Raw genomic sequence first — 16824 nt, forward strand, 5'->3', positions numbered from 1 at the left:
TCCCAGGAACAATCCGTGACGGGAGACACTGTCCGGCCACCCATAGGCGACCGCCCGGGACGACAGCACCATGTCGTCGACGTTAACTGCGGATTTCAACAGCACCATTCGTGGAGGGCGGACCATGGCCAATCTGGCGGAGTTTCTCGTGGAGACGGCGAGGCGGCAGCCCGAGCGGCCCGCCCTTCGCTTCGGCGGCCAGGTCATCACCTACGCGGAACTGGAGGAGGCAAGTGCTCGTGCCGCGACCCTGCTGCGGGCCGAGGGGGTGCGGCCGGGACACCGGGTGGCCCTGATGCTGCCGAACGTCCCCCAGTTCGTGGTCCTCTACTACGGCGTACTGCGCGCCGGTGCCGTCGTCGTACCGATGAACCCGCTGCTGAAGGCCCGGGAGACGGCCTACCACCTCGCCGACTCCGGGGCGGAGGTCCTGTGGGAGTGGCATCAGGCGCCGGGTGAGGGCGCGCAGGGCGCGGCGGACGCCGGGGTCCGGCACTTCGCCGTCGAGCCCGCGGCCTTCGCCGAGCTGCTGAGCGGGCACGAGCCGCTCGCCGAGACGGCGCCGACGGACGGCGACGACGTGGCCGTGCTGCTGTACACCTCCGGCACGACGGGCCGGCCCAAGGGCGCCGCGCTCACCCACGCGGGGCTGCGGCACAACACCGAGGTCAACATGACCGAGGTGCAGCACATGACGCCGGACGACGTGGTGGTGGGCTGTCTGCCGCTGTTCCACATCTTCGGCCAGATCTGCACGATGAGCGTGGCCCTCAGCAGCGGTGCCTCCCTCACCCTGATCCCCCGCTTCGAGGCGCAGGCGGTGCTGGACGCCATCGCGCGGGACGGGGCAACCGTGTTCGAGGGCGTGCCGACCATGTACGCGGCGCTGCTCCAGCACCCGTCCGAGGCGGACGTGTCGACGCTGCGGATGTGCGTCTCCGGCGGGGCGTCCCTGCCGGTGGAGATCCTGCACGGCTTCGAGCGGCGCTTCGGATGTGCGGTCCTGGAGGGCTTCGGCATGTCCGAGACCAGCCCGGTCGTCACCTTCAACCACCCCGACCGGCCGCGCAAGGCGGGCTCCATCGGCACGCCGATCAAGGACGTCGAGGTGCGGCTGCTGGACGACAAGGGCCAGGACGTGGCGCCCGGCGAGATCGGCGAGCTGTCGGTGCGCGGGCCGAACGTGATGAAGGGCTACTGGAACCGTCCGCAGGAGACGGCGGAGACCGTCCAGGACGGCTGGCTGCGTTCCGGCGACCTCGCACGGCAGGACGAGGACGGCTACTTCTACATCGTGGACCGCAAGAAGGACATGATCATCCGCGGTGGGTACAACGTCTATCCGCGCGAGATCGAGGAGGTGCTGCACGAGCACCCGGCCGTCGCCCTGGCCGCCGTGGTGGGCACGGCCCACCCGAGCCTGGGCGAGGAGATCGCCGCCGCGGTCGTGCTGCGTCCCGGCGCCGAGGCCACCCCCGACGAGCTGCGGGAGTTCGTGAAGGACCGGGTGGCGGCGTACAAGTACCCGCGCGAGGTGTGGCTGGTGGACCAGCTGCCGACCGGCCCCAGTGGCAAGATCCTCAAGCGGGAGATCACCGCTCCGGTGGGGTGATCCCGGCGGACGGCGAGCCGGCCTCCGCCGTGTGCGTGGGGCCGGCTCGGCGCGTCGGCGGGACGGGTCACTCGGCCTGGCGGGCCGGACCGCGTCGTCCCCGGCCGGGAACCGGAGCTGCCCCGTCGTGTCGTGCACGGCCGAGGCGCCGCCGACGGCGACCGCCGACAACAGCGTGTCGTGCACGGGCCGAGGCGCCGCCGACGCGACTGCCGACAACATGCCCGCGCCCGCCCGGGGCGCGTCTCCCCGTCCGGCCTGATCCGGCCGGTCGACCTTCGAGACGCGTACGCCGTCGATCGCGGTGGTCCGGTCGCGGCGCCGGTCCGGCAGGGTGCGGAGCCCGACCCGTCGAGAGGCAGGGGGTTCATCGCACCATCAAGGGGCACGAGACTCCTCGACCCAAGAGGATCGTGCGAGGCGAGCATCGTTGCTCATGACAACTCTGCGCGAACCCGGGAACTGGGAACTCGTACGGCGGCCACCCCGCTCACGCGCGCATCCCCTCACCCGCACGTCACGGAAGGCGACGACCATGACCCCGCCGCGCCCGTCCCTGGACCCCGAGCTGCGTGAACTGCTCGCCGGCATGCCCCTCGTGCGCGGACTGGACGCGGAGGTGCTCGCCGAACTGCGCAGGCTGCCCTCGGCGCCCGTCGAGTCCCTCCTGGAGCATCGCCGGGTCGAGCGGCGCGAGGTCACCGTGTCCGCCGAGGACGGTGCGCGGATCCCCCTGTCGGTCTTCGGTCCCGCGCGCACCGGCCGCACCGCCTCGGCCCCCTGCGTCTACTGGATCCACGGCGGCGGCATGATCGTGGGCGACCGCTTCGCGCAGCTCGACATCCCGCTGGAGTGGCTCGACCGGTTCGGCGCGGTCGTGGTCTCCGTCGACTACCGGCTCGCCCCCGAGGCCACCGGCACCACCCTGGTCGACGACTGCTACCAGGGACTGCTCTGGGTGGCCGGGCACGCCGCCGAACTGGGCGTCGATCCCGCCCGGATCGTCGTGGCGGGTGCCAGCGCGGGCGGCGGGCTGGCCGCCGGTGTCACCCTGCTGGCCCGCGACCTCGGCACCCCGGCCGTCGCCGCGCAGATGCTCATCTGCCCCATGCTCGACCATCGCAACGCCAGCGTCTCCAGCCGTCAGTACTCCGGCGGGCACGGCGTCTGGACCGCCGAGATGAACGCGTTCGGCTGGCGCGCCGTCCTCGGCGACCTCACAGACGACCAGGTGCCCGCGTACGTCTCCCCCGCTCTGGCCGAGGACCTCTCGGCCCTGCCCACCGCCTACATCGACACCGGCTCCGCCGAGGTCTTCCGCGACGAGGACACCGACTACGCCCGCCGTATATGGGCCGCGGGCGGCCAGGCCGAACTCCATGTCTGGGCGGGCGGCTTCCACGGCTTCGACACGCTGTACCCGCAGGCCCGGATCTCGGTCTCGGCCCGGCGCACCCGCACGGACTGGGTCGGCCGGGTGCTGTCCGCGGACGCCGCCCGGCACCCCGCGGCACAGGGCACCTCCGACGCCTCGTGAGGGGGTGGGTCCCCCGGAGCGCCTGAGCCGCACTCCCGCGACGGCCCGCCTCCGTCAGATCTCCTCCTCCATGCGGATGGCGGCCCGCAGATCCTCGTGCGCCCGGCCGGACGCGCCTTCCTGCGCTTCGAGCAGCGCGGCGGCGATGGCGTCCAGCTTGCGCTGGACGGCGCGCTCGGCCCTGAGCTCCGAGTTCTTCAGCAGGGCGAGCAGGATCAGGGTGACGGCCGTCATGCAGTCACCGGCCAGCACCTGCCAGTGGGTGCCCAGCCCGGCCACATGGACGATCACCACCCACGCGACCAGGGCCAGACACAGCAGGAAGAACAGGGTGGAGCTGGTGAACTTCGACGCGGCCTCCGAGAACCGCTCGAACCTCCTGCGGCGGTCGCCGCCCCGGTCGGCGGGATGCGCGAAAGTCATTCGTCCTCGTCCTCCAAAGGCACCAGAGCGCTGGTGCCTCTCCTCGCCCGGTCACGGACGGCGACAGGCGATAAGCCGGCCGGGACCTGGGACACCCGGGTCCCGGGCACCGTCCCGGCCACGCCGTTCGAGTACCCCGCGGGGCGGCCGCGCTCACGGAGGGCGGGGCGTCCTACGGGGGACCGCCCGGTCTCCCGCCCGCGACCCGGCCGCCCCGGTCACCGCCCGGTCCGCGTCCCCGCGTCGGGTCGGTGAAGGCCGGCAGCAGGGGAAGCGCCGTGCGTTCGCGCAGGGTGCCGCGCCAGACGCCCGCGCCGTAGGCCAGGTCGTCGGCGAGGGTGGCGGCACACCAGCGCAGCGGGTCGTCGCTCCCGGCGGCGCCCTGCGCTTCTGGGCGCAGATCCTGCCCGGCATGGAGGTGGAGGTGATGCGCTCGGGCGCGCTCCTGCCGGACACCCACGCCGTGCTGCGCCGGGCGCGCCTGAACCTGGGCGGAGCCGCCGGGGCGGTGCTGTTCAACTGCGGCTTCCGACGCCTGGAGATGGACGCGAAGAACCTCTCACTTCCACACCTACGCGGAGAGCTGGCTGAGCCACGTCAACCAGACGCTGACCGGGGTGGTGTTCGCCTCCCCCGGCCGGTAGAGGTCCGGTCACGGGACGGGGACGGCGGTGCGCCGCAACCCCCTCGCACTGCCGTCCCCGTCGCACCGGCTCGTTCGGACCCGTGCCGCCTGAGCCGCCTGAGCCGCGACACGGTCGACGAGCGCGCTCATCGCGTCGATCGTTCTGAAGTCGGCCAGGACCAGCGCGTCCCCCGAACCGCCACAGGTCCAGGTCGTCCCGTCCGATCCGCAGGGCCGTACGAGGTCCCGGCCGCTGACCAGCACGCGCGGGGCGGTACGCCGGATCCGCTCGGGCTCCGGCACCCGCCGCAGCCGGGCCGCGTGGGTGGCCACCGGTCCGTCCGCTCCCCGGGGCGGGGCCTCACCCCAGGGCGCGTCGACCAGTTCGGCCCGGCAGGCCAGTTCCCCGCGGTGCGGCAACAGCACGGCCGGCAGCGTGAGTTGCCCGGCCGCCCGGACCGGCAGAGCCTCGCCGTCCCGCACCGCCCGCACCGGTCCCGGCAATTCGTACGCGATCCCGCCGGGAGTCGGCTGCCGAGGCTCGTCGGACGAGTTCGGTCGCCCCGTCCGCCCCTCCCCTGCGGCCTGTCACCGCCGCCCACTGTGCTGCCGTTCGGTACGGCAAGGTACGACGCCCACCGCAGGTCGGGGTCGCGGGTGTCCGACGGGTGGAACGAACGGACCGCGCAGGCACTCCGCGTCGCGACGGCGCCCGGGGCCCGGAGGGTGCGCCCGGCCGCGCCGGCCGGCGCGCGGGCGGGGTCGGCGGGACCGGGTTCCGCGGCCCGGAGACGGTCCAGTGAAGCCGCCGCGTCAGCGCGCCGTCCGCGGGGACGCCGCCGCGAGGGCCTCGGCCGTGGCCCCGTCGGCCGGCAGGAAGGCCTCCAGCTCGTCGAGTTCAGCGCGACTATCTGGAACGCGCCGCCGGCCTCATCACGGGCCGCCCCGACTTCGACAGCGGTCGTACGATGGCCCGGTCGCCCCGCCGTCACCCCGAGGAGTCGTCGTGACCCGCCCCCGTACCGCGGCCCGGACCGTGGAGCACCCCGACCTGTCGGAGGTCTCGCTCCAGCAGGTCCTGGAGGCGCTGGTGGATCCGGTGCGCCGCGGGGTGGTCGCCCAGCTGGCCCGGGAGGGCGAGGACAAGAGCTGCGGCACCTTCGACGCTTCGGTGTCGGCGTCGACCCTCACCCACCACTTCAGCGTGCTGCGCGAGGCAGGTCTGATCCGGCAGCACTACAAGGGCACCGCGAAGATGAACACGCTGCGCGCGGACGAGATGGAGGCGCGGTTCCCCGGCCTGCTGTCGGCGGTGATCGCCGCCTCCGCCGGGGACGGCGCCCCCGATCCACGCCCCGCTCCGCACCCCGGCGGGACCGTCGTGGCCGTCACCCGCGAGGACGCGCGGGCCTGAGCCGGCCCTGCGACGGCCGTGTGAGCCGGACCGGCGTGGCTACACGGGCAGTGAGGGGTTGGGAACGCAGCCCCTGCGGGTTCCGTCGGAACCCCGCGCCCGTCGCGGACGGTGATCCGCGGCGGGCGTGCCCGCACTCCGGCGCACTGCCGGCCCGGAACCCTCAGGGGCGCGCCGGGATACCCCGTCAGCCAGGGCCGCGGGAGCCACGACGTCCGCTCAGCCGTCGTCACCCACCGCCGCGTCGAGCAGCGGCCCCAGCTCGCGGGCCACGGCCGTCAGGGCGCGGACGTCCCGCTCGGCCCGCGCGATGAGGACGGCCCCTTCCAGCGCGCTGATCATGAGCGTGGCGAGCGCCTCGGTGCGGGGCCCGGGCACGCCCATCCCGGCGAGGGCCCGGGCCACCGGCGCGGTCCAGGCGGCGAACGCGGCGGCGGCGGCCTCGCGTGTGGACTCGGCGGACTGCGCCCGGTCCACGGTGGCGGCGGCGACGGGACAACCGCCCGCGAAGCCCTCGGTCCGGTACTCGTCGGTCCACTGGCCCACCATCCGGGCGAACAGACCGCTGGGCGTCGGTTCGTCCAGGGCGTCCATGAAGCGGGCGACGCGGCCTCCCGCGTAGCGGCCCGCCCAGGCCACGGCCTCGTTGACCAGCTGGTCCTTGCCGTCGGGGAAGTAGTGCTGGAGGGACCCGCGGGGCGCGTCGGCGTGCGCGGCGACCTCCCGCATCCCGGCCGAGGCGACTCCGCCGCGCCGGATGAGCTGGGCCGCGCTGAAGACCATCCGTTCGCGCGGTCCCCGTTCGGACACCGCCATGGCCCGGCCTCCCTCGTCGCTGCCGTCCGTGCTCCGGCCCACCCTATGACCGCTGTCATAGAGCGCGCTACTATGACGGCTGTCATAGCCCAGACGACGCGTGGCGACGAGCCTGCCGCGCGAGCCGGGAAGGCGGTGCGTCGTGTACGTCGGTTTCATCGGCCTCGGTGTCATGGGGCAGCCCATGGCCCTCAACCTGGCACGCGCCGGGACACCCCTGATCGTCTGGAACCGCACCCGCGCCAGGTGCGAGCCGCTGCGCACCGCCGGAGCCGAGGTCGCGGCCGGTCCCGGCGAGGTGTTCGACCGGGCCGGCACGGTGATCCTCATGCTCGCCGACGAGGAGGCCATGGACGCGGTGCTGGAACGCGGCACGCCCGGCTTCGCCGCCCGCGTCGCCGGACACACCCTCGTCCACATGGGCACGACCTCGGCCGACTACTCGGCCGGCCTGGAGCAGGACCTCCGCGCGGCCGGCGCCCGGTACGTCGAAGCTCCCGTCTCCGGGTCCCGCATCCCCGCCGAGCAGGGGGAGCTGGTGGCCATGCTGGCGGGCGACGAGCGGGCCGTGGCGACCGTACGCACCCTGCTCGCCCCCCTGTGCCGCGAGCTGTTCGCCTGCGGCGCGGTACCGGGCGCGCTGCTGATGAAGTTCTCGGTGAACCTCTTCCTGATCACCCTGGTCACCGGGCTGAGCGAGGCGTTCCACTTCGCCGACCGGCACGGGCTCGACCAACGCCTGCTGCGGGACGTACTCGACGCGGGGCCGATGGCCAGCGCCGTGTCCCGGACGAAGGCGCCGAAGCTGCTGGCCCGTGACTTCGCGGTGCAGGCGGCGGCCGCGGACGTGCTGAAGAACAACCGCCTGATCGCCGAGGCCGCCCGCGGCGCCGGGGTGTCCTCCCCGCTGCTCGACGTCTGTCACGCCCTGTACGGCGAGACCGTCGCGCAGGGCCACGGCGGCCAGGACATGGTGGCCGTACTGCGCGCCCTGGAGTCCCGCACCGACGGCGTTTCCCCGGCGGCCCGCTGAGCGTCGCGACTGCCACCTTCCGGACGTAAGACACGCCGCCGGACGGCCTATCCGGCATGGCCATGCCCCGTGGCGGCCATAACGTGACAAATATGAACAAACGTAATATCGCATACCTGGCGTGCACGGCAGTGCTCGCCGGGTCGGCCCTCGGGGCCGCTCCGTCGGCCGCCGCCCGCGGAGTCCATGTCGTCCGACCCGGCCAGTCGATCCAGAAGGCGGTGGACGCCGCCTCACCCGGCGACACCGTTCTGCTGACGGCCGGAACCTTCTACGAGAGCGTCAAGGTGACCACCCCCGGACTGACCCTGCGGGGCCTGGGGCGCCACACCGTGATCCGTCCCGCGACCACGCAGGCCGCCAACGCCTGCGCCGAGAACGGCAACGGCATCTGTGTGATCGGCACGAAGGACCGCAACGTCGAGAACGTCACGGTCGCCTCCCTCACCGTGACCGGGTTCGCCAAGACCGGCGTGTTCTCCATGGGCACCGACCGGCTGACCGTACGCAAGGTCACCGCGGTGCAGAACGGCGTGTGGGGCATCGCCCAGGAGCACTCGGTACGCGGCGTGTTCAAGGAGAACATCGCGCGCGACAACGGTGACGCGGGCATCTTCCTCGCCAACGCCGTGAAGGCCGAGCAGGGTGCCGCGGACGCCCAGGGCGCCGTCGTCGCCCGCAACCGCCTGGAGGGCAACCGGATCGGTGTCACCGTCCGGCGGCTGCGCAACCTCACCGTCGCCGGCAACCACATCAGTGGCAACTGCGCGGGCGTGTTCGTCGTCGGCGACGAGAACAAGCCGAAGGCCGGCGCCCTGACGATCCGCGACAACCATGTCGTGAGCAACAACAAGTCCTGCCCTGCGAACTCCCGGCTGGAGGCCCTCCAGGGCTCCGGCATCGTGGTGACCGGCGCCGAGGACACGCTGGTGACGCGGAACCTGGTCCGCGACAACGTCGGCAACTCCTCCCTGTCCGGCGGCATCGTGCTGTTCAAGAGCTTCGTGGGCAGCGCCAACGAGCGGAACCGGATCACCGGCAACGTGCTGGCCGGCAACTCCCCCGCCGACCTGGTCAACACGGACACCACCGCCACCAGCAACACCTTCGAGGGCAACCAGTGCCGGGCGTCGAAGCCGGCCGGCCTGTGCTGACCCCGTCCACCCGGAAGCAACAGGAAGGAGAGCGGCACATGACGACCGCTCAGGCCGCTCCCCCGCCGCCCATGCGGCTGCGGGAACTCGTGTTCGGCGCCGCGTGCGCCGCCGCGTTGCGCGCGTCCGCCCGGCTCGGCGTCGCCGACGCCCTCGGCGAGGAGCCCATGGCGCTTGAGGACCTCGCCGCCGCGGTGAAGACCGAACCCCGTCCGCTGCTCCGGCTGGTGCGCGCCCTGTCCTGCTACGGCGTCTTCGCCGAACGGCCCGACGGCAGGATCGCCCACACCGAGATGTCCCGGCTGCTGCGCGAGGACGATCCGCACAGCCTGCGCAACATCGCCCTGTGGTGCACCGAACCCTGGACCTGGGACGCCTGGCCCAAGCTGGACGAGGCGGTACGCACCGGCCGCAACGTGGTGGAGGACCTCTACGGCAAGGAGTTCTTCACCTACCTCAACGAGGACGCCCCCGAGTCGGCCGAGGTCTTCAACCGGGCCATGACCACCTCCAGCGAGCAGTCGGCGCGGGACGTGGCGGCCCTGCTCGACCTCTCGGGCGCCACCTCGGTCGCGGACATCGGCGGCGGCCAGGGACACGTGGTGGCGAGCCTGCTGGACAAGTACCCCACGATGCACGGCTCCCTGCTCGACCTGCCGCGTGTCGTGGAGAACGCCGTCCCCCGCCTGCGGGCGGGCGGCGACCTCGCCGACCGGACCCGGATCGTCCCCGGTGACGTCCGCGCGGCCGTGCCCGTCCAGGCCGACGTCTACGTCATCAAGAACATCCTGGAATGGGACGACGACAGCACGGCCAGGCTGCTGGCCAACGTCATCGCCGCCGGCGGGCCCGGCGCCCGGGTCGTCGTCATCGAGAACCTCGTCGACGACTCGCCCTCGATGCGCTTCAGCACGGCCATGGACCTGCTGCTGCTCCTCAACGTCGGCGGGGCCAAGCACACCACCGAGAGCATGCTGAGCCGGCTGACCGGCGCCGGTCTCGTCGTCGACGGCGTCAGCCCGGTCAACCCCTATCTGCACGCCTTCGACTGCCACGTCCCCGGCTGACCGGGGCACAGGACGGTGGCCGGGCCCGCGGTGCTGCGGGCCCGGCCACCGTTCGTGCGTCCCCGTCAGCCGGCCGGGTCGCGCTCCCACAGGTAGAAGCGCTGGGCCATGGCGTCCTTGGGGGATCGCCAGGTCTCCGGGTCGTACGCGCTGACGTACGCCGACAACTGGTCGCTGACGGTGCGGAACTCGGGGTGCCCGGTCACCTTGGCGATGGCGGGGCCCGGGTCCCGTTCGGACTCGATGAGGTGCAGATACACATCACCGAACTGGAAGAGGCTGCGCCGGGACACCCCCACGAGGTGGGGCAGTTCCCCGCGGTCGGACTCCGCGAACACCTTGGCGATGTCCGGGGCCGACCCCGGGGCCATCCGGGCGACGATCAGGGCCTGGTGCATCCTGTCCTGTCCTCCGTCCGGCTCAGTCGGCCAGGGACGGCACGGGCCGGGCACCGGCCGCCGCCTTCTCGATGCGGTCCCGGATCAGGGCCAGCTGGACCTTCGAGTTCCGGTTGATGTTGTCGGTCATCCAGGCGTCGTCGACCGGTGCGTCGGGCTTCATCTCGAAGTCCTGCGTCCACACCATCCGGGTGCCTTCCGGCGTCTTCTCGTACTGCCACCGGATGTTCATGTACGCGAAGGGGCCGGTTTCGACGCGGTGGGCCTTGACGGTGAGGGCGTCGCGGTCCGTCTCCCGCTGCGAGACCCAGCTCCACACGGTGCCGTTCTCGTCGGGGTGCATGGTCAGCCGGAACGTGGTCCGGTTCCCCTCCCGCGACACGATCTCGACGGAGGCGTACTCGCTGAACAGCTGCGGCCAGTTGTCCAGGTCGTTGGTCATGTCCCAGACCAGGTCGACCGGCGCGGCGATGGTGATCTCGTTCTCGGTGTGGGCGGCCATGTCACGCCCCCGCCGGAAGCGCGCCGTTGACCAGGTCCAGGAACTCCCTGGGGGTCTTGGACCGCTCCGCGTCGGGTGGCATCGGCGCCCCGTAGCGGTTCTCCAGCTCGCCGACGATGCCGAGCAGACCCAGCGAGTCGATGCCCAGCGTGTCGAAGCCGGAGTCGTAGCTCCGCTCCAGTTCCGCCGGTGGCACGGTGACTCCCGCGGACTTCTTCATGAGCGTGGAGAGTTCCTCCACGGTGATGCGCTCACTCATACGGTTGCTCCTTCGCTGTGTGTCCGGCGCCGCAGCAGCAGCGCCGAGTTCGACCCCATGAGGCCGCGGCTGAGGACCAGTGCCGTGCCCAGCTCGGCGGAGCGCGCTCGGCCGGTCACGAGGTCCAGGTCGTGGCAGATGTCGAAGACATGAGGCGTGGGCGGGATCAGACCGTCCTCCATCGCGAGGACGGCCGCGGCGGTGTCCAGCACGGGCGCGGCACCCCAGCCCCGGCCGAAACCGGTCTTCGGTGCCGTGACGGGCACCCGCGTGCCGTGCGCGCCGAGCGCGTCGGCGATCGCCAGTGCCTCGGCGCGGTCCGCCTCGGGGACACCGAGCGCGTCGGCGAAGACCACGTCGACCTCCTCCGGAGCGCACTCGGCCTCCTCCAGGGCACCCCTGATCGCCCGGGCCAGGCCCTCACGGGAGTCGGCCCAGCGGGAGGCGCCGGTGAACGTGGCCGCGTGTCCGGCGACATGGGCCCTGACCCGCGCCCCCCGCTCAAGGGCCGTGGCCTCGTCCTCCACGACGAGCATCGCGCCACCCTCGGCGGGCACGAAACCGCAGGCCGCCGAGGTGAACGGCCGGTAGGCCCGGTCGGGGTCCTCGACGGTGCTCAGCTCCTCGTAACCGAGCTGGCAGACCACCGAGTACGGCGCGAGCGGCGCCTCGGTCGCGCCGGCCACCAGCACATCGGTGCCGCGCCGGACGGCCCTCGCCGCGTGCGCCAGCGCGTCCAGACCGCCGGCCTCGTCGGAGGCGACGACCCCGCACGGGCCCTTGAACCCGCGCCGGATGGAGATCTGGCCGGTGCTGGCCGCGTAGAACCAGGCGATGGACTGGTACGGCCCGACGAACCGGCTGCCCTTGCTCCACAGCTGCTGGAGCTCGCGCTGGCCGAACTCGCCGCCACCCGAACCGGCCGCGGTGACCACGCCGACCGAGTACGGCGCCGCGTCGGTGTCGACACGGCCGAGCCGGGCGTCCTCCAGGGCGAGGTCCGCCGCGGCCAGCGCGTAGTGGGTGAACCGGTCGGTCTGGACGAGGTAGCGCTCCTCGATCGCCGCTTCCGGATCGAAGGCACGGATCTCCCCGGCCACCCGCAGCGGCAGATGCTCGCACCCCTGCCGGGTCACCGGGCCGAGGGCGCTGATGCCCTCCTTGGTGGCCTTCCAGAAGGTCTCGGTGGAGGTTCCGTTGGGCGCGACCACGCCGATGCCGGTGACGGCCGCGCGTCGGGGACGTGCTGGACTCATCGTCTGCCCTCCCTCGGACGGTTCAGTACGACAGCGGACTGGAAACCGCCGAACCCGCTGCCCACGGAGAGCACGCTGTCCAGCTTCCGCTCGCGGGCCTCCCGCGGGACGTAGTCCAGATCGCACTCGGGGTCCGGCGTCTCGTAGTTCGCCGTGGGCGGCACCACCTGGTGGGCCAGCGCCAGCACACAGGCGACGAGCTCGATCGAGCCGATGGCGCCGAGCGAGTGACCCACCATGGACTTGATGGAGCTCATCGGCGTGTCGTAGGCGTGCTCGCCCAGCGCCCGCTTCACGGCGGCCGTCTCGTGCCGGTCGTTCTGCTGAGTGCCCGACCCGTGCGCGTTGACGTAGCCGATGGCCTTGGGATCGAGCCGGGCGTGGTCGAGGGCGTGCTCGATGGCACGGGCCATCTCAAGGCCCTCCTTGGTCAGGCCCGTCATGTGGTAGGCGTTGCCGAACGTGGCGTATCCGGAGAGCTCGCAGTACACGCGTGCCCCGCGGGCCCGCGCGTGCTCCAGTTCCTCCAGGACCAGCACCGCGCCGCCCTCGCCCATCACGAACCCGTTGCGGTCCGCGTCGAAGGGACGCGAGGCGTGCGCGGGGTCGTCGTTGTTCGGCGACGTGGCCTTGATGGCGTCGAAACAGGCCATGGTGATCGGTGAGATCGGGGAATCCGACGCGCCGGCTATGCAGACGTCGGCCCTGCCCTCCTCGATCGTGTGGAAGGCGTATCCGACGGCGTCGAGCCCGGACGTGCAGCCGGTGGAGACCGTCTGCACCGGCCCGCGCGCCTCGAACCGCTCGGCCACCGCGGCGGCCAGCGTGCTCGGCGTGAACGCGCGGTGCAGATGCTGGCCCGCCTCCTGGTGGTCGACGTCCCAGTGCTTCCCGTGACGGCTCACCAGGACGTAGTCGTGCTCCAGCCGGGTGGTGCCGCCGACCGCGGTGCCCAGACTGACGCCGACCCGCCAGGGGTCCTCCCGGGCGAGGTCGAGCCCGGAGTCCGCGACCGCCTCGGCGCCGGCCACCAGCGCGAACTGGATGTACCGGTCGCTGCGCGCGATCTCCTCCGCCGTGAGCCCGTGGGCCGCCGGATCGAAGTCGCACTCGGCGGCGATCCGCGACCGCAGGCCCGCCGGGTCGAAGAACGTGATGCCCCGCGTCGCCGTGCGTCCGTCGGCCAAGAGCTGCCAGAACGCCGGGGCTCCGATACCACCGGGGGCGACGACACCTATGCCGGTGACCGCGACGCGCCTGGTCATGAACGGACGCGATTGCGTTCGGGCACCGGGTCCACCCCGGCGGCGTCGGTCTCCTCGGTGTCGACATGGCCGAGCGGCGGGCTGGGCGCCAGCGGGCCGAGGTGGAAGACGATGCGCGCCTCCACGTTCCCGACGTTGCGGAAACGGTGCCGCACATGGGCCGGGATCATCAGACCCTGCTCGGCCCGCAGCGGGTGGGGTTCGCCGTCCAGGTCCACCTCCAGCTGCCCGCACACCGCGTAGATGAACTCCTCGGAGTACGGGTGGTAGTGCTCCGCGATGCGGTCGCCGGGCTGGATGGTCGCCACGCCCATGAAGCCGCTGGTGGCGCCCACGGTGGTGGGGGTGAGCATGGCGCGCAGGTCACCGCCGCGCCGGGTGTTGGGCTCGATCTCGCTGAGGTCGACGAGCCGGGGAGAGGGTTTGGTCACGACAATTCTCCGATCAGGTTCGGCGACGACCCGTCGCCGCGGTCTGCCGCCGGTGCGTCAGCCGCCGGTGGGTCAGGCGTCGACGTGTCAGGCGTCGGACGCGCTGCGGTCGGTGATGAGGTCCATACGGGCGAGCATGAGCAGACGCGCCGCGGCGCCCTTCTTCAGCGCGGAGACGTCGGCACCGAGCGCGTCGGCGTCGAGGAGCTCCGGCAGCTCGGCCGCGCGAGTGCGGTCGTGCAGTCCGAACACCGGGGCGGGGTCGGCGTCGAGCCCCCCGCGCAGGTCGATCAGCCGGACCACCACGTCGTCGCGCTGGAAGATCGTGCTGCGCACCACCGGGCTGTCCGGATCGTCTGCGGCGGCCGCGTCCAGCTCCGCCAGCAGTTCGGCCAGCCGCATGCCGCGACCCTCGCGGGCCGGGTAGTACAGGGCGTGCCGCTCGGTGTCCGGGGTGTCCTGGCCGTTCGTCACATGGTGGACGGCGGGCAGGGCCGCCCGGGTGAAGAAGACCCGGGCGGACTCCGGGTCCTCAAGGTCCCGGTCCTGCTCCAGGTAGGGGTTGATGGCCTCCTCGACGGCCCGCACCTCGGGCTGCCGGGCCACGTGCCGCAGCGCGGCGAGCAGGTCACCCCGAACCTCGACGGCGCGCACCACCCGGTTGCCGTGCATGAACAGCGAGGTGCGGCACAGCCGGGTGGTGTCGTCGACGCGCGGCTGCGGGGAGGCGTAGTCGGCGAGGATCTTCGCCACGGTCTCCTCGCTGCCCGGCTTGACGGTGAAGGTCAGGGCGTGGCGGATCACGCCGTCACCGATGCGGGGCGCGGCCTGCAGGCGGCGGCCGGCGGGGTCGGTCTTCGCCGTCGCGGCGCCGGTCTCGCGGACGATGTGGAAGCGCAGCGACCTGGTGTCCCGCACGCAGTTGTGCAGCGGCCGCACCATCTGTACGTGTTCCTCGCTGTTGACCCAGGTGAGGAACGGCGGGGCGCTCTCCCACTCGCTGGTGATGAGCCACTGCGAGGGGTTCTCGATGGACTGGCACAGCTGGTCGCTCACGTGTCCGGGAACCGAGGCGATCTGGTTGCACATCTGCTCGTAGGCCTCCAGGAACTGCTGCTGGGCGCCGTCGTGGACATCGACCAGCAGCACGACACGGAGCGGGGAGCCGTCGAACACGGACTGCGAGATCGACTGCGACACCTGTCGCGTCCGTGATTCCGCACGACGTTCGGAGGTTGTGGTCATCCGGGCACATCTCCTTCGCGGGACAGAGACCGACGCCGCCGCGAGATCGACGGCACCGTGCCTTGATCCTGTGCCCGCCCCCCGAAGAGTGCGACTTGTGTGTACTCCGTCAGTGGAGGGGGGCGCGCCGCCGGGAAAGTCCGCTCAGGCGAGATGCGCGAAGACCACCAGGTTCTCCGTGTAGTCCCGGACCTTGCGGTCGTAATCACCCGCACAGGTGATCAGCCGTACCTGCGGCTGGGCGGTGTCGCCGTACACGCGCTCGTCGGGAAAGTCGTTCTTGGCGAACGTCTCCGCGCTGTCGACGACGAAGCTCGCGCGGCGCCCGTCGGCCCGTTCCACCTGGAAGGTGTCGCCCTTCTTCAGCTCCCCGAGGCGCACGAACACGGCCGGCGAGGTCGCCGTGTCGACGTGTCCGGCGATCACCGAGGTACCGGGCTCCCCGGGCGAGGGGCCCTGGGCGTACCAGCCGACGAGGTTGATGTCGGCGGCGGGCGGGGGTTCGAGCTGTCCCGTGGCGCCGATGGACAGGTCCGTGAAGGGGGCGTTCACCGCGATCTTCGGGATGCGCAGGCGCACGGGCTTCGACCGGGGCAGGCCCTTCGCCGTCGGCTGTCCCGTGTGCCGGGCCGGCGCGGTCGGCGGTGTGCTGGTCGCCGGTGGGGCGGTCGGCGCGGGGAGGGCGGGCGCGGGGAGGGCGGGCGCGGTCACCAGCAGGGGGGCCGGTGGCGCGGCGTCGGCGGGGGGCTCGTCCTCGCCGCCGAACACGCTCATGGCCAGGACGACACAGGCCACGGCCGACATGACCAGCGCTGTGGCTCGGGATCCCGGCTTCTGCGGGTCCCTGTCGCCATCGGTGCGGGAAGGGGGACGAGCTGCCATTAGGTCACCACCTCATCTGGACACGGCAGCGCAGCTGACCGGTCTGTCTGAAAGTGCGGCAGGGCCGCCACGCGGCTGACGCGTGGCGGCCGCCGCGGCTATCGCGTCCGGCATGGTCAGGCGATGCTTCCGGCCGTCTTGCGACGGCGGACCGCGTACAGTCCGGTTCCGGCGACTGCCAGGACGGCCAGCCCGCCCGCGGTCACCGAAGGCGCGGCGAGCGCGCCGCCGCCGGTGTGCATGCCACCGCGAGGCTTCTCGTGGTCACCGCCCCACGTGCTCTCGGTGCTCTCGGTGCTCTCGGTGCTCTCCTCGCCCTTGACCCACGGGCGCTCCGCCTTCTTCTCCTCGGTCCAGGACTCCGGCTTCTCACGGCCGTCGTCCGCGGTCACCGCGGTCAGCGCGCCGCCACCGGTGTGCATGCCACCGCGGGGCGAGTCGCCCTTGACCCAGGGGCGCTCCGCCTTCTTCTCCTCGGTCCAGGACTCCGGCTTCTCACGGCCGTCGTCCGCGGTCACCGCGGAGAGCGCGCCGCCACCGGTGTGCACGCCACCGCGGGGCGAGTCGCCCTTGCTCCAGTCGCCCTTGCTCCAGTCCTTGCCGCTCTCCTTGCCGCTCTCCTTGCTCCACTCCTTGCCGCTCTCCTTGCTCTCCTCCTTGCTGTAGGAGGAGCCCTCGTCGGTGTCGGCCGCGTAGGCGCCGGGGGCACCGAGCACGAGGACGGCGGAGGCCGCCGCAGTGGCCAGCAGCGTGCATGCGGAACGCATCTGACTTCCTTTCCGTCGAGGGCGGGGGTGGCTGACGCTGTATCAGCCGGGATGAATTCCGCCCTGACGTGATCCACCGTCAGCCCGGATCGGGTCGGCCGCCACTCGGGACGATCAGGCGAGTGACGGCCGTCCTCC

Annotated in this window: 19 protein-coding genes; 6 read left to right on the forward strand and 13 right to left on the reverse strand. The window is 72.5% G+C overall.

Annotated elements, in window-relative coordinates:
• Nucleotides 1-124 precede the first annotated feature (124 nt).
• Together ABZZ79_RS35310 and ABZZ79_RS35315 are read left to right on the forward strand one after the other, a co-directional pair.
• Nucleotides 125-1612 carry a long-chain fatty acid--CoA ligase gene (locus ABZZ79_RS35310; RefSeq protein ID WP_356695977.1) on the forward strand — a complete coding sequence of 496 codons (1488 nt, stop codon included), beginning with the start codon at nt 125-127 and terminating at the stop codon, nt 1610-1612.
• A 535-nt stretch (nt 1613-2147) separates the two neighbouring features.
• Nucleotides 2148-3149 carry an alpha/beta hydrolase fold domain-containing protein gene (locus tag ABZZ79_RS35315; RefSeq protein ID WP_356695979.1) on the forward strand — a complete coding sequence of 334 codons (1002 nt, stop codon included), beginning with the start codon at nt 2148-2150 and terminating at the stop codon, nt 3147-3149.
• A 54-nt stretch (nt 3150-3203) separates the two neighbouring features.
• On the opposite strand, the gene ABZZ79_RS35320 is transcribed toward ABZZ79_RS35315, so the two are convergent.
• The 3 genes from ABZZ79_RS35320 to ABZZ79_RS35330 form a co-directional block, all read right to left on the reverse strand.
• The gene (locus tag ABZZ79_RS35320; RefSeq protein ID WP_356695981.1) at nt 3204-3572 is read right to left on the reverse strand and encodes a low affinity iron permease family protein; all 369 of its coding nucleotides are present in this window, start codon (nt 3570-3572) and stop codon (nt 3204-3206) included.
• Between the two features lie 172 nt (nt 3573-3744).
• Nucleotides 3745-4032, reverse strand: a complete 288-nt coding sequence (locus tag ABZZ79_RS35325) for a hypothetical protein (protein ID WP_356695983.1) — start codon at nt 4030-4032, stop codon at nt 3745-3747.
• A gap of 192 nt (nt 4033-4224) precedes the next feature.
• The gene (locus ABZZ79_RS35330) at nt 4225-4680 is read right to left on the reverse strand and encodes a hypothetical protein (RefSeq protein WP_356695985.1); all 456 of its coding nucleotides are present in this window, start codon (nt 4678-4680) and stop codon (nt 4225-4227) included.
• A 523-nt stretch (nt 4681-5203) separates the two neighbouring features.
• Between ABZZ79_RS35330 and ABZZ79_RS35335 the strand changes: the two genes are divergently transcribed.
• Nucleotides 5204-5611, forward strand: a complete 408-nt coding sequence (locus ABZZ79_RS35335; protein ID WP_356695987.1) for a helix-turn-helix domain-containing protein — start codon at nt 5204-5206, stop codon at nt 5609-5611.
• A 219-nt stretch (nt 5612-5830) separates the two neighbouring features.
• On the opposite strand, the gene ABZZ79_RS35340 is transcribed toward ABZZ79_RS35335, so the two are convergent.
• Nucleotides 5831-6427, reverse strand: coding sequence for a TetR/AcrR family transcriptional regulator (locus ABZZ79_RS35340; RefSeq protein WP_356695989.1), 597 nt, complete (start codon nt 6425-6427; stop codon nt 5831-5833).
• 142 nt (nt 6428-6569) lie between these two features.
• Here ABZZ79_RS35340 and ABZZ79_RS35345 point away from each other — a divergent pair, with 142 nt between their 5' ends.
• The 3 genes from ABZZ79_RS35345 to ABZZ79_RS35355 all read left to right on the forward strand — a co-directional run bounded on the left by ABZZ79_RS35345 (nt 6570) and on the right by ABZZ79_RS35355 (nt 9681).
• Entirely contained in the window at nt 6570-7460 is an 891-nt protein-coding gene (locus ABZZ79_RS35345) for an NAD(P)-dependent oxidoreductase (RefSeq protein WP_356695991.1), read from the forward strand.
• A gap of 92 nt (nt 7461-7552) precedes the next feature.
• Nucleotides 7553-8614, forward strand: a complete 1062-nt coding sequence (locus ABZZ79_RS35350; protein ID WP_356695993.1) for a right-handed parallel beta-helix repeat-containing protein — start codon at nt 7553-7555, stop codon at nt 8612-8614.
• A 38-nt stretch (nt 8615-8652) separates the two neighbouring features.
• Nucleotides 8653-9681 (forward strand): methyltransferase, encoded by a 1029-nt coding sequence (locus ABZZ79_RS35355; RefSeq protein WP_356695995.1) that lies wholly within the window; start codon nt 8653-8655, stop codon nt 9679-9681.
• 65 nt (nt 9682-9746) lie between these two features.
• Here the strand turns inward: ABZZ79_RS35355 and ABZZ79_RS35360 are convergent, their stop codons facing one another.
• The 9 genes from ABZZ79_RS35360 to ABZZ79_RS35400 all read right to left on the reverse strand — a co-directional run bounded on the left by ABZZ79_RS35360 (nt 9747) and on the right by ABZZ79_RS35400 (nt 16686).
• A complete protein-coding gene (locus ABZZ79_RS35360; protein WP_356695997.1) occupies nt 9747-10079 on the reverse strand; it encodes a TcmI family type II polyketide cyclase in 333 nt (110 codons plus the stop codon).
• Nucleotides 10080-10101: 22 nt separating this feature from the next.
• On the reverse strand, nt 10102-10581 hold the full coding sequence (locus ABZZ79_RS35365) for an SRPBCC family protein (protein WP_356695999.1): 480 nt from the start codon (nt 10579-10581) through the stop codon (nt 10102-10104).
• A gap of 1 nt (nt 10582) precedes the next feature.
• On the reverse strand, nt 10583-10840 hold the full coding sequence (locus ABZZ79_RS35370; RefSeq protein WP_356696001.1) for an acyl carrier protein: 258 nt from the start codon (nt 10838-10840) through the stop codon (nt 10583-10585).
• Nucleotides 10837-12096 (reverse strand): ketosynthase chain-length factor, encoded by a 1260-nt coding sequence (locus tag ABZZ79_RS35375; RefSeq protein WP_356696003.1) that lies wholly within the window; start codon nt 12094-12096, stop codon nt 10837-10839. Before ABZZ79_RS35375 ends, ABZZ79_RS35370 begins: the two co-directional genes overlap by 4 nt.
• On the reverse strand, nt 12093-13361 hold the full coding sequence (locus ABZZ79_RS35380) for a beta-ketoacyl-[acyl-carrier-protein] synthase family protein (RefSeq protein WP_356696005.1): 1269 nt from the start codon (nt 13359-13361) through the stop codon (nt 12093-12095). Before ABZZ79_RS35380 ends, ABZZ79_RS35375 begins: the two co-directional genes overlap by 4 nt.
• Entirely contained in the window at nt 13358-13792 is a 435-nt protein-coding gene (locus ABZZ79_RS35385) for a cupin domain-containing protein (protein ID WP_356696007.1), read from the reverse strand. Before ABZZ79_RS35385 ends, ABZZ79_RS35380 begins: the two co-directional genes overlap by 4 nt.
• Before the next feature lie 87 nt (nt 13793-13879).
• Nucleotides 13880-15037, reverse strand: a complete 1158-nt coding sequence (locus ABZZ79_RS35390) for a SchA/CurD-like domain-containing protein (RefSeq protein WP_356696009.1) — start codon at nt 15035-15037, stop codon at nt 13880-13882.
• 144 nt (nt 15038-15181) lie between these two features.
• On the reverse strand, nt 15182-15841 hold the full coding sequence (locus tag ABZZ79_RS35395; RefSeq protein ID WP_356696011.1) for a class F sortase: 660 nt from the start codon (nt 15839-15841) through the stop codon (nt 15182-15184).
• Nucleotides 15842-16035: 194 nt separating this feature from the next.
• Nucleotides 16036-16686: a hypothetical protein gene (locus ABZZ79_RS35400; protein WP_356696013.1), complete on the reverse strand. Its 651-nt coding sequence runs from the start codon at nt 16684-16686 to the stop codon at nt 16036-16038.
• Between the last annotated feature and the right edge of the window lie 138 nt (nt 16687-16824).

It is taken from the genome of Streptomyces sp. NPDC006458 (assembly GCF_040612135.1).
Classification (GTDB): Bacteria; Actinomycetota; Actinomycetes; order Streptomycetales; family Streptomycetaceae; genus Streptomyces.

Coding starts and splice junctions, on each gene's coding strand:
- ABZZ79_RS35365 (WP_356695999.1), bottom strand. CDS start 10,581: ATGGCCGCCCACACCGAGAACGAGATCACCATCGCCGCGCCGGTCGAC.
- ABZZ79_RS35350 (WP_356695993.1), top strand. CDS start 7,553: ATGAACAAACGTAATATCGCATACCTGGCGTGCACGGCAGTGCTCGCC.
- ABZZ79_RS35360 (WP_356695997.1), bottom strand. CDS start 10,079: ATGCACCAGGCCCTGATCGTCGCCCGGATGGCCCCGGGGTCGGCCCCG.
- ABZZ79_RS35340 (WP_356695989.1), bottom strand. CDS start 6,427: ATGGCGGTGTCCGAACGGGGACCGCGCGAACGGATGGTCTTCAGCGCG.
- ABZZ79_RS35390 (WP_356696009.1), bottom strand. CDS start 15,037: ATGACCACAACCTCCGAACGTCGTGCGGAATCACGGACGCGACAGGTG.
- ABZZ79_RS35315 (WP_356695979.1), top strand. CDS start 2,148: ATGACCCCGCCGCGCCCGTCCCTGGACCCCGAGCTGCGTGAACTGCTC.
- ABZZ79_RS35400 (WP_356696013.1), bottom strand. CDS start 16,686: ATGCGTTCCGCATGCACGCTGCTGGCCACTGCGGCGGCCTCCGCCGTC.
- ABZZ79_RS35310 (WP_356695977.1), top strand. CDS start 125: ATGGCCAATCTGGCGGAGTTTCTCGTGGAGACGGCGAGGCGGCAGCCC.
- ABZZ79_RS35375 (WP_356696003.1), bottom strand. CDS start 12,096: ATGAGTCCAGCACGTCCCCGACGCGCGGCCGTCACCGGCATCGGCGTG.
- ABZZ79_RS35320 (WP_356695981.1), bottom strand. CDS start 3,572: ATGACTTTCGCGCATCCCGCCGACCGGGGCGGCGACCGCCGCAGGAGG.
- ABZZ79_RS35380 (WP_356696005.1), bottom strand. CDS start 13,361: ATGACCAGGCGCGTCGCGGTCACCGGCATAGGTGTCGTCGCCCCCGGT.
- ABZZ79_RS35370 (WP_356696001.1), bottom strand. CDS start 10,840: ATGAGTGAGCGCATCACCGTGGAGGAACTCTCCACGCTCATGAAGAAG.
- ABZZ79_RS35395 (WP_356696011.1), bottom strand. CDS start 15,841: ATGTCGGCCGTGGCCTGTGTCGTCCTGGCCATGAGCGTGTTCGGCGGC.
- ABZZ79_RS35355 (WP_356695995.1), top strand. CDS start 8,653: ATGACGACCGCTCAGGCCGCTCCCCCGCCGCCCATGCGGCTGCGGGAA.